We start from the raw sequence: 15,443 nt of genomic DNA, 5'->3' as shown, positions 1-15,443 counted from the left end.
AATTAGTATTGCTGAAAAAAAGGATTAATTACTGGTTAAACGAACGGTTCTCCGCTCAATGCGTTTTTCATATTGTTGCCCCTGGAAAATCCTGTGCACATATACGCTGGCAACATGAATATCATCCGGGTCAAGTTGACCTGGCTCTACTAACTCTTCCACTTCAGCAATTGTTATTGTTCCCGCTTTGGCCATTGAAGAAGAAAAATTCCGGGTGGTTTTTCTGAAAACGAGATTGCCATATCTATCTCCCTTCCATGCTTTCACTAACGCAAAATCCGCATGCAGGGCATATTCCATTAGGTAGTTTTTACCATTAAAATTCCTTACCTCCTTCCCTTCCGCCACTTCAGTTCCATACCCGGCAGGAGTGTAAAATGCAGGAATGCCCATCCCTGCCATTTGTATCCTTGTAGCTAAAGTACCTTGTGGGATAAGATCAACTTCAAGTTCGGCATTCAAAAGTTGGCGTTCGAATTCAGCATTCTCGCCCACATAAGAACTCATCATTTTTTTTATCTGCCTGGTTTGCAGCAATAATCCCAGGCCAAAATCATCCACTCCTGCATTATTGGATATACAGGTGAGATTTTTGACGCCTTTCTTAACAAGTCCATTGATTAAATTTTCCGGAATTCCACACAGGCCGAAACCACCGAGCATGATAGTGGATCCATCCTCTACTCCATGCAAAGCTTCATCTGCGTCAGCAACAACTTTATTCATAGCAACCAATTGTATTCAAAAATAACAATAGCGTTGGAAAGAAATAGTATTACACAGGTTTTGTTCTAATGGTTTGGCGTTCAGACCTTTTTTGCAAGGAATCAAAGATAGGTTTAAGAAGATCGGGTCTTTTTTCGTAGTACTGCAAGCTATTTATAAATTGTTCCCTGGAAATCTTATGAATGTTGAATAACTTTTGATAAAGATCTACATGCTTGTCAAGTGCCTTCAAAGAGGAGTCTTTTTGTACGTAATAATCCGCCACTTCATCTGCCATAATCACATCCCATAACACTGCCTCCATCTTTTTGGGGGCTAAAACATTATCAGGAACTTTATCAGATGAACAGGAGAAAAAATATAATGATAAGAACAATAGTTTCAGGGTTCGGTTCATTTTAATTCCTTATATGCATTTGAATTTGAAAGATCAAGCCTTGTAAGAATTTCCCTGGCCTGTACTTTCACTTTTTGTTCTCCTTTGCTGAAGGCTTTTACCAATTCATTGCTTTTGCCCTGGAAAAAAAACTGTATGACCATTGAGCCAGGGTTTTCTGTATTTATGGTATTTAAATAACTAATGGCCTTTAAAAGGCCTGTTCTGCCTGTAGTTTCATTATCGTAAAACTGGTCAAGGCCATTCCTGTAATAGGAATAAACAGCATCATGCACAAGGTTATAACGATTATCAACAAGGCCTTCAGCAAGCTTAAACCTGTTGCGCAAACCATCGAATGCTTTCCACCCGGTTATTTGCGAAGATTCCGGGGCATTGTTCACAATATATTGAGCCTTTTGGAAGTAAGGGTCTCCACCCTTAGGTGCAAATGAATCATAATCCATTCCAAGTATAATATTGATATAATACGCAACAATAGCAGTTAAATTACCAGAGAGAGGGTCATTACCCTGCACTCGATTCTCATTGAACTCAACAGGTTGAAATTCTATGTACTTAAAAACTACATCTGCATCCTGAAAATTAATAATAGGAGACTCATAAGTACTATTATATACTGGCCTCGCTGCCTGAACAGTTAGCGTAGCCTTGAATATATTTTGCCCCATGTCCTGATCAATAGTTAACAGGAAATTGCATTTGATCTTTTCCTGTTGCTGGTAACTATCGGTTGTCCATTTACGATTATTAATGAAATTGGTAAGGGCTGTTTGAAGTGTTTGAAAGGTTTTTTTATCTACCTGTGTACTTACCCTATTAGCCAGGACAGAGAATCTGGCTTGCAATTCCTGGGCAAATAAAATATGACCACCCAACACCATTAAAAAAAGAAGAAACAACTTTCTCATTATAATAATTCAGTTATAGCATCTATAATATCTTTAGCCAGCAATTTCTTTGATTTTAATGCGACATCTTTCTTATCACCATTCTTGAAGAAAAAGGTAACCTTATTTGTATCATATCCAAAACCAGCCCCTTCATCATTTAAAGAATTCAAGATCAGCATATCAGCATTTTTATCTTTCAATTTTTTGGCAGCATTCTCCTGCTCATTATCTGTTTCAAGTGCAAACCCAACTAAAACCTGGCTTTCTTTTTTACTGGCTCCAAGGGTCTTAAGAATGTCCTTTGTTTTTTTCAGTGAAAGTTCCAGGTTTCCTTCTGTCTTTTTAATCTTCGTCTCTGAAACAGAAGATGGTGTGTAATCTGCAACTGCTGCCGCCATTACTGCAATGTCATAGTCATCTTCATTAATACACGATTCGTACATTTCTTCGGCTGTCATTACCTTCACAATATTGACACCTGGAAGGGGTTTGTCAAAAGCCACAGGCCCACTAACCAAGGTAACTTTAGCACCTCTTGCAGCCAATTCCTCGGCTATAGCATAACCCATTTTCCCTGAAGAATGATTACCTATAAAACGCACTGGGTCTATTGGTTCGTATGTAGGCCCCGCGCTTACCAGGGCTTTTTTCCCCTTTAAGTTCCCTGAATTAACAAAATACTGTTCCAGGAAACCTACAATTTCTTCAGGCTCTGCCATTCGGCCTTCACCTACAAGGCCACTTGCCAGTTCACCATATCCTACAGGCATAATCCTGCAACCATGTTGTTCTATCAGGCTGATATTGTTTTTAGTAACAGGATGATGCCACATATCTTCATCCATAGCAGGAGCAATTAATAAAGGGCAGGTAGCTGATAGGTAAATAGCTAAAAGGAGATTATCACACTGGCCATGAGCCATTTTACTTAAAGTATTGCAGCTAAGCGGGGCAATCAATAATAGATCTGCCCATCTTCCCAGCATAACATGGTTAGCCCATGTATCTTCATCAAAAAGATCAATAAGTACCTTATTATGAGAAAGAGTGGATAATGTGAGAGAAGATACAAAGTCCTTGGCCGCCGGGGTCATTATCACTTTTACTTCAGCTCCATTCTTAATTAATTGCCTTACTAAAATAGGAGTTTTATAGGCTGCAATACTGCCTGTGATACCTAATAAAATCTTCTTACCCGATAACATACAGCCCGAAAATACTATTTATAAAAAACAAAAGCGATTTACTGGAAGTAAATCGCCCTTGAAAACCTTTAATGATAATGTTTTTATTGAAACAGGTCATCTTCATTTTTGCGATGATAAATTTTAGCCTCCATAAATTCCTGGGTAGCTAATAATGCTGGATTAGGCATACGCTCATACGCCCTTGAGATTTCAATTTGTTCCTTATTCTCATGAATTTCTTCCAAAGAATCTGTGTGGCTTGCAAATTCTTCCAGTTTATTATGAAGTTCTTCTTTTAAGGAAATATTAATCTGGTTTGCTCTTTTACCAATAATAGAAATAGACTCGTACAAATTACCCGTTTTGTTCTTTAGCTCATTTACATCGCGGGTTTCGATATTGTTTGATGTACTTGTACTAAGTTGACGTCTTAGCAGGCTCATTTGTATATAATTTTAAATTGTTTTGAGATTGGGTTAAATATTCCTGTACCTGTGGGGATAAGGGACTTTGCGGAAAACGATCGATAAATTCATTACATTCTTCTATCACCTTTTCAAATCTTTCAGCTCTTTTATCTTCAATACTCAACTCGGCAAATCGAAAATATGATTTGATAGCCATCATTTTATATTCGTCCGACTTATTTGATTCAGGATAAGAATTCAATAAAGTATTAAATGCAACTGCAGCAGCTCTAAATTGTCCCAGGTCATAATACAATTGGGCAGCATTATGGTCCTTGATTTCAAGCTTTTGACGGCAAATATTAATAATTTCAGCGGCCTCTTTGTTCCTTGCCGAACCTGGATGGGTATTAATAAATGTCTGCATCATACCCATCGCCTTGATAGTATTGGTCTGGTCCAATGAGGGTTTCGGTGACTGCTTATAAAAAGTATAAGCCCTCATATAATCTATTTCCTCAGCCCTGGAACTGTTGGGATAGATTTCCAAAAAGGTTTTAAACAGATTTTCAGCGTTTAAATAATCTCCCTGGTAGTAACCAGTATAGGCATATTTATAATAAATATCTTCAAATTCAGGCCCACCTCTGAAATAAGGCATAATATCCTCATATAACTGCTGGGCATAATTATATTTCTTTTTAGCATAGTATTGTTCAGCCATACGAAGCTTATAATGTGGGTCTTTATTCTTTAAGACCTTATTAAAACCTCCACAGCTCACCATCAAAACAGCCAATGCTAATACGCCTATAAATTTCATAAAGGGTGGCAAAGTTAATCAGTTTAAGCAAATATTCTCGAAAATTGGCAAATAGGCTAAACCCCATAGTTAAGATTTAACTAAAGCTGAAATAACTATCAAGGTATTTATAGGGACTATTATGTGCCATTAGAAGTAAATCCATAAAAAAAACCCTCCGGTTTGGAGGGTTTAGATATAAAGAGAATCTGATTATTTGCTTCTTCTCAGGTTTGGATGAGGAGCAGGTACAGTTGTTTGACCTTGCTCATCTGAAGCTGCAGCACGTAAGTCGATAGTATTGCAGTCTCCGCCTTCCTGGCCATAATTCCAGAAGAAACGATCCTGGCTGATACCTTCTTTTTCAACCATGTAGCTGATTACAGCATTTACTCTATCCCAGCTTCTTTGTTGCTCTGATTTGCTTGAAGCGCAATAGCCAGTAACAACTATTTTGCACTCAGGGCTATTACGTAAGCGGGAAGCTACACTTGCCAACAATGCTTTAGCATCGTTATTCAGGCTAACACCGTTGCCAGAGAAAGTTACACTTGGTAATGTTCCTAAAGCAGCTTCACAAGCGCCGGTCTTAGTATATCCAGCAAAGCAAGTAGAATCAGGACATGGGCATTTACCTACACCATCAGCATCAACTGGCTGGCAATAAGTTGGAGTGATCTTTTCTTTATCACGTGCATCAGGAACACCGTCACCATCAGTATCAAGGCTTACACCATGAGAATCAACCGGAACACCCTGAGGAGTTTGCTCTTGGTCAAATTGGTCAGTAATTCCATCACCATCAGCATCAGGCAGAACTGGTTTTGGTAAGATCATCAGGCGAGGCTTGCGAATTTCCTGGTAAGCATAATCCAAAGGATTGATCCACCATAATGGCTCAACGGATTTAGAACCAATATTGAAGTTCAGGCCAAGAGATAAGAAATTATAAGTATCGAAATCACGAGTGAAATCTCCACGCTCAGTCCACTGAACACCATCGTACAAATCATCTTTAGTTATAGAAACACGATCTTCTAAAGCTAAATTAACACGGTTATTCAATTTGAAAGCGATTCCACCACCTAACTGGCCAACAGGACGTAATGTTTTGCCAAACAGGTTTGGTCTGCGGGTTTTTGCATTTTCAGCATCAGTCTCGTAAGAATCATCCATTAAATTCTTCAAAGCATCCTTTACATCTTTCCTTGTTTTGTATGTTCCTGCAGGAATACCTGAGAAATCATAAGGAGTACTGCCGTTCAAAGCATTCACCTTTACATCATAAATAGAGGCTCCAACACCAACTAAAGCGTAAACATTCACTTTAGGTCTGGATTGGTGGAACATGATATTATTCAATGAGAATAATCCTTCTAAAGAAAGGTCCTGAACTTTGGATTTATAATTATTATAAACAGTACCAGTATAACCAAGTCTCTGCCAAGGGTTGCCTGTGCCTCCCTGACCATAACTGGTTTGGGAAGAACCTTGCCAGCTTAAACCTTTAGCTATTCCATAAACATACTCTAAACGTGCAGAGAAAAGATATCCGAATGCTTTCCTGATATGCACGCCAAAACCTGGAGAAAAAAACTTTCCATCAACATCTCCATTTACTGTGAAAGAACCGGCTTTTATACCAATCTCCCACATATTCTTTGGCTTTGCGGGATAGTTGTAAGTCCCATTCATAAACTCTGTGTGCTGAGGCATTCTTCGCGACGGGATAACGGATGAGTCTGCGGGATCGTACGCTCCGATACTACCAGTGGTAGTGGTGGTTTGCGCGAAACCGTACGACGTGAACAGGCATAATAAACCTGCCAGAAAAGAGTACTTTTTGCTTGCCATAACTATTGATTAAATTTTAAAAACAATGTCCTAATCGTTGACAAAAATATAAATTGAGTTACAATTACCAAACTTTTAAATTTTATTTACTGCAATTGACCTCAATTATTTATATATTTTGTCTGCACCAATTCAGCAATTCTTGTACCACGAGAAGCTATTTATTGGATTGCAGTTGTACCTTTCCCCCATTTACGAATGCAGCTACCCGTTAATCTCATAGAGAATGAATTGCGCATCTTCGAAGAAAAGTTTAAAGATGCCGCCAAAAGCAATGTTTCCATGCTCGACCGTATTATGCGGTACATAGTTAAGCGAAAAGGAAAGCAACTAAGGCCTATGTTTGTCTTTCTTTCGGCTAAGCTTTGTGGTGAAGTGAATGAATCTACTTATAGAGCAGCCTCTTTAGTAGAACTTTTGCACACTGCCACATTAGTACACGATGATGTAGTGGATGACTCTTTGGAACGTAGAGGATTTTTCTCAGTTTATGCGCTTTGGAAGAATAAAGTTTCAGTTTTGGTAGGAGATTATCTTTTAGCCAAGGGCTTACTTCTTTCATTGGATAACAATGACTTCCGCATATTACAGTTACTTTCAGAGGCTGTCAGGCAAATGAGTGAAGGAGAACTTTTGCAAATTGAAAAATCCCGCTCATTGAACCTGGATGAATCCATTTATTTTGAAATAATCAGAAATAAAACAGCCTCTTTATTGGCCTCAGCCTGTGGAGCAGGCGCCTTTTCAACTTCCCATGACGAAGAAATAACCTCCAGGCTCCGTCAGTTTGGAGAAAAAGTGGGTATAGCTTTTCAAATTAAAGATGACCTTTTTGATTATGCAGGCGAAGACATAGGAAAACCCACCGGAAACGATATTAAAGAAAAGAAGTTAACCCTGCCATTGATTTATACATTGAACAATGTGGATAAAAAAACGAAAAAAGAGCTCATATACATTATCAAAAACGAAAATACAAAACGGCCGAGGATAGATTATCTCATAAATGTAGTCACTAAAACAGGGGGCATTGATTATACTATCAATAAAATGAATCAATATAAATCTGAGGCCCTTCAGATTTTAAATACATTCCCCGATTCAGAAATCAGGAAAGGTTTTGAAGATCTTGTCAATTTTGTAACAGACAGAAAATATTAAGTGTTTGATGGCGTCCCTGAAACGATGGAGAATTAATAGTGCTGACCAGGCAATCGCTGATGCCTTATTCAGGGAACTGAAAATAAATCCTGTATTATGTAATATTCTGGTGCAAAGGGGAATACAAACCTATGAACAGGCCAAAAGGTTTTTCAGGCCTCAGCTATCCGACCTACATGACCCCTTCCTAATGAAAGATATGGATAAAGCAGTCGACCGCATACTCGAAGCTTTTTCCAAAAATGAAAAGATCCTGGTTTTTGGCGACTACGATGTGGATGGAACGACAGCGGTAGCATCTATGTATCAATTCCTTAAACAGCACTACGACCATACTGAATTTTACATTCCGCACCGTTACAGGGAAGGATATGGTATTAGCAAAGCAGGGATTGACTTTGCATTTGAAAACAATTATACCCTGATAATTTCACTGGACTGCGGTATAAAATCGACAGATCTTATCCGGTACGCCAAATCACTAGGTATTGATTTTATAGTATGTGACCACCACTTGCCGGATGATGTTCTACCCCCGGCGGTAGCCATATTAAATCCAAAACAAAAGGATTGCAAATACCCATTCAAGGAGCTTTGCGGGTGTGGAGTTGGGTTTAAATTGATTACTGCGCTTTGCAAGTCTATGAATTTATCTATAGATGTTGCTTTTCAATTTCTTGACCTGGTAGCCACTGCAATAGCAGCAGATATAGTTTCTCTATCAGGTGAAAACAGGGTTCTAGCCTATTATGGTTTGAAAAAAGCTAATACTGATCCTAACCTTGGCATAAAAGCCTTAAGCCATTTAAGTAATTATGATAAAGAGCTGTTTGTCAATAACCTGGTCTTTATCATAGCACCGCGGGTAAATGCTGCCGGGAGAATGGATGATGCCAGGAAGGCAGTTTTAATGTTCGTTTCAGAAACTTATGATGAAGCCCTCCATTGGGCTGAGCAGCTCCATAGCGACAATTCAAACCGAAAGGAAGCAGATACAAACATTACAGAGGAAGCCCTATCAATAATTCAAGCGGATGAAGTTTTAATAAAAAGGAGCAGTACAGTGCTTTTTCAGCCCCATTGGCACAAAGGGGTGGTCGGTATTGTTGCCTCCCGGTTAATTGACCATTATTACCGCCCCACAATCATTTTAACCCAAAGCGGGGAGTATGTTGCGGGATCTGCACGAAGTGTAGCAGGTTTCAATGTTTATGAAGCAATCCACCAGTGTAAAGATCTCCTGCTTGGTTATGGCGGACATTTCTATGCTGCCGGAATGACCCTGGAAACAGACAAAGTGGAAGCTTTTTGTGAGCGGTTTGAAGAAGTGGTGCAAGCAACTATCCACCCTGAATTATTGATACCTGAAATAGTTATTGATGCCGAAGTAGCATTATCAGACATAAGAAAACCTTTTTATGATATTCTTTGCCAGATGGAACCATTTGGCCCTGATAATCTTCGGCCAACATTCGTTGCCAAGAAAGTTTTCAATACCGGATGGAGCAAGGTGGTAAAAGAAGCACATCTTAAATTTTCCGTTCAGCAAAACGGTGTGAGAATGAATGGTATTGGCTTTAATATGGCTGAAAAGATGCCCTTGTTACTAACAGGCCATCCGCTTGATATTGTGTTCAAAATAGATGAAAACGAATGGAACGGGGAAACCACCCTTCAATTAAAAGTTATTGATTGCAGAATCAGTGAATAAGCAAAAGAACACTCACAAAACTGTAACTTGTTATATTTCAACAAACTAAGATCAATAATTGGCTATCACCACCTGGTATTCCTTTTAATAAGATTACTTGTGAACACTGCCCCCAAAAGCCTTTTAACGGACACTTATCAAAATAATAAAGCGCAAAAAGACAAGATCTTAGCTCTAAATCATACCTTTGCGCTCCCGTAAAAAAGAATCCTTAATAAGGTTTCAAAATACCAGCGGGTAATAATCTTAATTTTTAAACAAAAAACAGGGTAATGAACAATTACGAATTGATGGTGATTTTTACCCCCGTGCTAAGCGATGATGAATTCAAAGCTGCACAGCGGAAGTTCACTACATTGGTTACCGACAATGGCGGCCAGATAGTAGCTGAAAATCCATGGGGACTGAAATCACTGGCGTATCCTATCCAGAAAAAAACCACTGGTTTATACTGGGTTATGGAATTTATTGCGCCATCCGACTTCAATGAGAAGCTGAAGATCCAGCTTCTTCGTGATGAGAGTGTTCTCCGTCACATGACTACAAAACTCGACAAATATGCCGTCGAGTACAATCACAAAAAGAGAAGTGGCATACCAACAGGAACCGAAAAAGTACAGGAGGCTTAAAACATGGCAAAAGCTAATGAAATTAAATACCTGACCGCTATTAAAAGCGAGAAGCGTCCTAAGAAATTCTGCCGTTTTAAGAAATATGGCATCCGCTATATTGACTACAAAGATGTAGAGTTCCTCAAAAAGTTCCTGAACGAACAAGGTAAAATGCTGCCACGCCGTATTACAGGTAATTCTTTAAAATACCAGCGTAAGGTGAGCGATGCTATTAAAAAGGCACGCCAGATGGCATTATTACCATTCGTAACAGACCTTTTAAAATAGAATTTTTAACCTAACCTCTTTATGAAAATAAAGAGAGGACAGTCCCGGTTTGACCGGGGTTGGCTAAAACAAGTAATATGGAAATCATTTTAATTCAAGACGTAGACAACCTGGGTGGTAAGAATGAACTGGTGAAAGTTAGAAACGGCTATGCCCGTAACTTCCTGATTCCCCAGCGCCTGGCCGTTGAAGCAAATCCTTCTAATCGCAAACAACTGGAAGAAAGATTGAAAGTGGCTAAGAAGAAGGAAGATCTGATGCTTGCACAGATCAACAGTGTAATTGCTAAACTACAGGAAGCCCCGTTAAAGGTTGGTGCCAAAACAGGTACCAGCGGAAAGATCTTCGGAAGTGTTACTTCATTGCAGATCAGCCGTGCTATACGTGATCAGAAAGGATATGAGATCGATCGCAAGAAGATCCATATCAATGAGGAAGTAAAAGAATTAGGTACTTATAAGGCTTCTATCGATTTCGGTTCAGGACATCATGCAGATGTAGAATTTGAAGTGGTAGCTGAATAAACCAGATAGTTATTTCTTTAGGGTCCGCACTAATCAGTGCGGACCTTTTTTTGTTACATATACACATTATTCATATTAGAAGTACCCTTTAACTTAATATCGCTGTTGAATAGTATCTTATTCTGTCCTTAAACCCAGAACAGATCTTTTATTTTGGAAATTTTGGTATTAACATTATTTCATTATATTCGTTACGTTTTGTGTTCTTTCAGTTTCACAGTTCCTTTGAACGTTACGTAAAATGTTCATGGTTTCTTGATGGCTGTAAACACTTTTTATTTTTAAACTTTTCTCAAATGAACATTTACGTAGGAAACCTTAGTTGGGGCCTGAAGGATCAGGATCTGGCCAACTTGTTTACACCATTCGGTGAAGTAGCATCTGCTAAGATCGTAATGGACAAATTCACACAACGCAGCAAGGGCTTTGGCTTTGTTGAAATGCCTAATGACGAACAGGCGCAGGCAGCCATTGCACAATTAAACGGCAGCGAAATTGAAGGAAGAAACCTTGTTGTGAACGAATCTCGTCCTAAAGAAGGCGGCAGCGGTAACGGCGGCGGCGGTGGCTTCAAGAAAAGAAGCTTCGGCAGCGGCGGTGGCGGCGGCTTTAAGAAAGGCGGCGGCGGTGGATTCGGCGGTGGTGGAAACCGTGGCGGAAGCGGCGGCGGATACAACCGCGGTGGCAGCAGCAGCGGCGGTGGTGGATACAGAGACAGCTATTAATCTTCATACATCGAGCTAACTATAAGTCCCTTTTAAGGGACTTTTTTATTTAAGGGAATAAGCTTTGCATCAGAAAAATAAAATAAAGAATGTTACTACCAATCGGAGATGATAACAGGGACAGGCAGATTACACCCCTCGTCAATTATTTGCTGATCATCCTGAATATCATTGTCTTTGTCTTTCTTCAAAACTGGGGTAATAATATGCATTTTACTTATGCCTATTCTGTAGTCCCAGGCGAAATCCTTAGCGGTAGGGACATTATTACTGGTACTACAATTCTTATGGACCCGGTTACACATCAACGGTTTGAGATGCCAGGCCTGCAACATACCGATATACCCGTTTACCTCACCTTGCTAACCTCTATGTTCATGCATGGTGGCATTGCCCATATAGCAGGCAACATGCTCTTCCTCTGGATCTTTGGCGACAACCTGGAAAACGATATGGGTCATTTTAATTACCTGCTATTTTATTTATTGTGTGGAGTCATCGCAGGTATGAGCCATGTACTTTTTAGTGCCTACCTGGGACATAATCTTTTAATGCCCAGCCTTGGTGCATCGGGTGCTATTTCGGGTGTAATGGGAGGATATATTTTACAGCATCCAGGCCGGCGTGTACATGTTTGGATCTTATTTGGCATTTTTTCTGTACCTGCATTCATTGCAGTTGGAATTTGGTTCTTATTCCAGCTAATAAACAGTATGGGTGCATTAGGTGAAGAAACAGGCGGCGTGGCCTATGCAGCACATATTGGTGGTTTTATTGCTGGCCTGTTCCTGGTTAAATTGTTTGTGAAAAAGAAGCCGGTATTAATAAACAAAAGAAAAGCGTTTTGGTAGTATCTCTATTTTAAATTCCTTCGCTTCAAAATATTCCCCATCCATATGCGCTGGCTGTATGGTTTCAAAAGATATCTCTATTTCCTTAACATGGCGATACATTACAAATGGAAGTTCCAGATGCCGGCCTTGTTCAATTACTGGTAAATACCATAATCTTTTTATAGGAGCAATTTCTTTTACAACATTCAGATCCAGTAAGCCATCGCTCAAAGAGGCTTTTGGTGCCACCTGAAAACCACCTCCATAACGTTGTCCATTCGCAACACTGATAAGAAAATATTTGCCTTGCATTCTTTCTTCGCCAGTATTGATCTTTCCCCGTTGCTCCCTGTAGCCCCACAAATGCTTTATAATTGAAATAAAATACGAGGTTTTGCCGGGCCATTTGCTTTTGCCTGCAAGGTCTTTTACTATAGACCCATCAAAACCAATCCCTACCCCATTCAAAAAAAGAGTTCCATTACAAAACCCCGCATCTATTGGCCTGGGGCTTGCCTGAAGCAATCTATCTACCTGGGAGATAACTTCGGTTTTACCATATAACATCCAATGAAGATCATTCCCTGTTCCCCCTGCAAATACTGAAAGTGGAATGGAACAATAGGGATACTGGTTGATAAAATAATTTACTGTACCATCCCCTCCTATGATCCAGGCACCAGATATTCCTTCCCAGCCGGCAGGCCATTTAGTAATAAAAATGGAATGTTTAATATTCCTTTCCTGAAGCAATGTTGAAACCTTTCTGCAAACTTCAACTGCCTTTTTATTGGTTGCGGTAGGATTGCATATTAGTGCTATGTGCTGTACAGTTTCAGGCATAAAAAACGAGATGTGGCATCTCGTTATAAATATAATGGCTTAAATGTTCCTTGATGGAATAAATCAACCTATCTTTTTTACACTTCCGGATCCGGAGATATTCTGATTAACGCTTGCATTTCCTTTATAGGTAATGCTGCTGGAGCCGGATGCTTCAATATTTAATTGTTTATTGGCATTTACTTCTGCATCTGATGAACCTGAGAGATCCAGTTCCGTAACATCTGTTGAAAGGTCTAAACATTTGACATCACCAGATCCACTTACATGTGCAGAAAAATTGGTTGCCTGGCCTTTGATGTTGATACTGCCACTACCGGATATTTCAGCAAAAAGTTTAGGCAAGGCCACTTCCATGAAAATATCACCTGAACCACTGACATGCAGATTCAATTCCTGGTTACCGGTAATGGTGTTATCCCCAATTATATCACAGGCACCTGAAACATCAATGTCTTTGAACACAGGTGCTGCAACATATACTATTATATCCTTGGTTGCCTGCACATTATAGCCCTGCTTTTCCTTTATCACCAGGGTATTTCCTTCAGTATATACATCAATATATTCCATTAAGTTCTGGTCCAGTTCCAGTTTCACAGATGGAGAGGCTTCCTGGCGTACATGAACCTTTATTCCGCCACTGACATCTACCTTTTCAAACCCGCCGGTATTTCTTTGTTGTGTTACAATGTGGCCATCTCCATATACACGTTCACCGCCAAAATAGCGGCAGGAGCTTACAGATATAATTACTATTGCCAGAACAATATTTGAGATCCTCATATTTATAGTTTTGGTATTAGACTACTATCACTTGAGGCAAGTTACAATCTAATTGAGATTTCTAAATCAATACTGGCGTTTTATACTTTGCAATCTTTAGTAAGCCTTACGGTTACAGGCAGGTTTCTTATTTTTACATAACATGACAGAAAAGATACTTATCCTTGACTTTGGCTCCCAATACACGCAATTGATAGCCAGGGCGGTCCGGGAAGCAAATGTTTACTGCGAGATACAACCTTTTAGCAAATCGATAGAATATGGGCCTGAACTAAAAGGTATCATATTATCCGGCTCGCCCTTTTCGGTAAACGATGAAAATGCACCCCAGGTTCCCGTTTCGTCCCTGGTAGAAAAAATACCTGTACTTGGCATTTGCTATGGAGCCCAGCTTACGGCTAAACAGTTTGGCGGTAAGGTTGAAAAAAGTAATAAAAGAGAATATGGACGTGCCGTTCTTCACCTTGAAAAAGAAGACAAGCTGCTTGATAATTTACTACCCTCTTCACAAGTGTGGATGAGCCATGGTGATTCTATATTAAAACTTCCTGAAGGATTTGAATTATTAGCCACGACAGACAGCATACCCGTGGCCGCGTTTAAGCTCAATGCAACAGCAAAGCATCCTTTGTACGGCTTACAGTTCCATCCCGAAGTATATCATTCCATTGAAGGAAAAAAGATACTACATAATTTTCTCGTTCATACCTGTGGCTGTAGCCAGGACTGGACACCTGCTCACTTTATTACAGATACAATTGCTGCCCTGAAAAAACAAATAGGTGATAATAAAGTTGTAATGGCCATAAGTGGTGGTGTGGATTCAACAGTGGCTGCAACACTAATCAGCCGGGCTGTTGGTGACAAACTGCATGGAATTTTTGTTGATAATGGCGTCCTTAGAAAAGATGAATATGAAACAGTTTTAAAAACCTATAAAAAGCTGGGGCTTAACGTAAAAGGTATTGATGCAAAGGATGATTTTTATAAAAAGCTAAAAGGGAAAACAGACCCGGAAAAGAAACGGAAGGCCATTGGAAAATTGTTTATAGAGATCTTTCAACAGGAAGCTAAAAAGATCAAAGGCGTATCCTTTTTAGGGCAGGGCACTATTTATCCTGATGTCATTGAGAGTGTTTCTGTTCATGGGCCATCGGTAACAATCAAATCTCACCACAACGTGGGAGGGTTACCTAAAAAAATGCATTTATCGCTTGTAGAACCCCTGCGTAACCTGTTCAAAGACGAAGTTAGAAAAGTAGGGACTGAATTGGGTATACCTGAAGATATGATTAGCCGCCATCCTTTCCCCGGTCCTGGTTTGGCTATCCGTATCTTAGGTGAGGTAACAGAAGAAAAGGTAAAGCTGCTTCAAAAAGCAGACGATATTTATGTTAAAGCGCTAAAAGACCATAATTTATATGCAACGGTTTGGCAGGCAGGTTCTATCTTATTGCCAGTTCGTAGTGTAGGGGTTATGGGTGATGAAAGGACATATGAGTTTACTGTGGCCTTAAGAGCAGTGACCAGTGTAGATGGAATGACAGCAGACTGGGCTCATCTTCCTTACGATTTCCTGGCCAATGTATCCAACGATATCATTAACTCAGTCAGGGGTATCAACCGTGTGGTTTATGACATCAGCAGTAAACCTCCTGCAACTATTGAATGGGAATAATATCCTGTTATTTAGTA

17 protein-coding genes are annotated in these 15,443 nt (G+C 39.7%); 8 read left to right on the top strand and 9 right to left on the bottom strand.

All coding sequences use genetic code 11. The features are described from left to right. Positions 1-24 precede the first annotated feature (24 nt). The 7 genes from BUA53_RS18590 to BUA53_RS18560 all read right to left on the bottom strand — a co-directional run bounded on the left by BUA53_RS18590 (position 25) and on the right by BUA53_RS18560 (position 6,266). Positions 25-726, bottom strand: coding sequence for a CoA transferase subunit A (locus tag BUA53_RS18590; RefSeq protein WP_072836904.1), 702 nt, complete (start codon positions 724-726; stop codon positions 25-27). 49 nt (positions 727-775) lie between these two features. Further along, entirely contained in the window at positions 776-1,123 is a 348-nt protein-coding gene (locus BUA53_RS18585) for a DUF4296 domain-containing protein (protein WP_072836903.1), read from the bottom strand. Next, a complete protein-coding gene (porD, locus tag BUA53_RS18580) occupies positions 1,120-2,034 on the bottom strand; it encodes a type IX secretion system protein PorD (RefSeq protein ID WP_072836902.1) in 915 nt (304 codons plus the stop codon). The genes BUA53_RS18585 and porD overlap by 4 nt, the downstream gene beginning before the upstream one ends. Next, positions 2,034-3,221, bottom strand: a complete 1,188-nt coding sequence (coaBC, locus tag BUA53_RS18575) for a bifunctional phosphopantothenoylcysteine decarboxylase/phosphopantothenate--cysteine ligase CoaBC (RefSeq protein WP_072836901.1) — start codon at positions 3,219-3,221, stop codon at positions 2,034-2,036. Before coaBC ends, porD begins: the two co-directional genes overlap by 1 nt. 83 nt (positions 3,222-3,304) lie before the next feature. Beyond that, complete coding sequence (locus BUA53_RS18570) at positions 3,305-3,646, bottom strand: DNA-directed RNA polymerase subunit omega (RefSeq protein ID WP_072836900.1); 342 nt, start codon at positions 3,644-3,646, stop codon at positions 3,305-3,307. Beyond that, on the bottom strand, positions 3,621-4,433 hold the full coding sequence (locus BUA53_RS18565; RefSeq protein ID WP_072836899.1) for an outer membrane protein assembly factor BamD: 813 nt from the start codon (positions 4,431-4,433) through the stop codon (positions 3,621-3,623). The genes BUA53_RS18570 and BUA53_RS18565 overlap by 26 nt, the downstream gene beginning before the upstream one ends. Positions 4,434-4,625: 192 nt before the next feature. After that, the gene (locus tag BUA53_RS18560; protein ID WP_072836898.1) at positions 4,626-6,266 is read right to left on the bottom strand and encodes an OmpA family protein; all 1,641 of its coding nucleotides are present in this window, start codon (positions 6,264-6,266) and stop codon (positions 4,626-4,628) included. 198 nt (positions 6,267-6,464) lie between these two features. Here BUA53_RS18560 and BUA53_RS18555 point away from each other — a divergent pair, with 198 nt between their 5' ends. The 7 genes from BUA53_RS18555 (at position 6,465) to BUA53_RS18525 (ending at position 12,137) form a co-directional block, all read left to right on the top strand. Next, entirely contained in the window at positions 6,465-7,427 is a 963-nt protein-coding gene (locus BUA53_RS18555) for a polyprenyl synthetase family protein (RefSeq protein WP_072836897.1), read from the top strand. A 7-nt stretch (positions 7,428-7,434) separates the two neighbouring features. After that, positions 7,435-9,138: a single-stranded-DNA-specific exonuclease RecJ gene (gene recJ / locus BUA53_RS18550; protein ID WP_072836896.1), complete on the top strand. Its 1,704-nt coding sequence runs from the start codon at positions 7,435-7,437 to the stop codon at positions 9,136-9,138. 272 nt (positions 9,139-9,410) lie between these two features. Then, complete coding sequence (gene rpsF / locus BUA53_RS18545) at positions 9,411-9,767, top strand: 30S ribosomal protein S6 (protein ID WP_072836895.1); 357 nt, start codon at positions 9,411-9,413, stop codon at positions 9,765-9,767. 3 nt (positions 9,768-9,770) lie between these two features. Continuing rightward, the gene (gene rpsR, locus BUA53_RS18540) at positions 9,771-10,037 is read left to right on the top strand and encodes a 30S ribosomal protein S18 (RefSeq protein WP_072836894.1); all 267 of its coding nucleotides are present in this window, start codon (positions 9,771-9,773) and stop codon (positions 10,035-10,037) included. Between the two features lie 77 nt (positions 10,038-10,114). Continuing rightward, entirely contained in the window at positions 10,115-10,561 is a 447-nt protein-coding gene (gene rplI, locus BUA53_RS18535) for a 50S ribosomal protein L9 (protein ID WP_072836893.1), read from the top strand. Between the two features lie 296 nt (positions 10,562-10,857). Next, complete coding sequence (locus BUA53_RS18530) at positions 10,858-11,286, top strand: RNA recognition motif domain-containing protein (protein ID WP_072836892.1); 429 nt, start codon at positions 10,858-10,860, stop codon at positions 11,284-11,286. Positions 11,287-11,375: 89 nt separating this feature from the next. Continuing rightward, positions 11,376-12,137, top strand: a complete 762-nt coding sequence (locus tag BUA53_RS18525) for a rhomboid family intramembrane serine protease (RefSeq protein WP_072836891.1) — start codon at positions 11,376-11,378, stop codon at positions 12,135-12,137. Here the strand turns inward: BUA53_RS18525 and BUA53_RS18520 are convergent. Together BUA53_RS18520 and BUA53_RS18515 are read right to left on the bottom strand one after the other, a co-directional pair. Continuing rightward, complete coding sequence (locus BUA53_RS18520) at positions 12,108-12,962, bottom strand: diacylglycerol/lipid kinase family protein (protein WP_072836890.1); 855 nt, start codon at positions 12,960-12,962, stop codon at positions 12,108-12,110. The genes BUA53_RS18525 and BUA53_RS18520 overlap by 30 nt on opposite strands. 63 nt (positions 12,963-13,025) lie before the next feature. Then, positions 13,026-13,748 carry a head GIN domain-containing protein gene (locus BUA53_RS18515; protein WP_072836889.1) on the bottom strand — a complete coding sequence of 241 codons (723 nt, stop codon included), beginning with the start codon at positions 13,746-13,748 and terminating at the stop codon, positions 13,026-13,028. Positions 13,749-13,890: 142 nt separating this feature from the next. On the opposite strand from BUA53_RS18515, the gene guaA reads away from it, so the two are divergent. Next, positions 13,891-15,426 carry a glutamine-hydrolyzing GMP synthase gene (guaA, locus tag BUA53_RS18510; RefSeq protein WP_072836888.1) on the top strand — a complete coding sequence of 512 codons (1,536 nt, stop codon included), beginning with the start codon at positions 13,891-13,893 and terminating at the stop codon, positions 15,424-15,426. Positions 15,427-15,443 lie beyond the last annotated feature (17 nt).

Source organism: Flavisolibacter ginsengisoli DSM 18119, from assembly GCF_900129295.1.
Lineage (GTDB): Bacteria > Bacteroidota > Bacteroidia > Chitinophagales > Chitinophagaceae > Flavisolibacter > Flavisolibacter ginsengisoli.
Note: the sequence above shows the minus strand (reverse complement) of the source record. Positions and strands in the feature narration are given on the sequence as shown.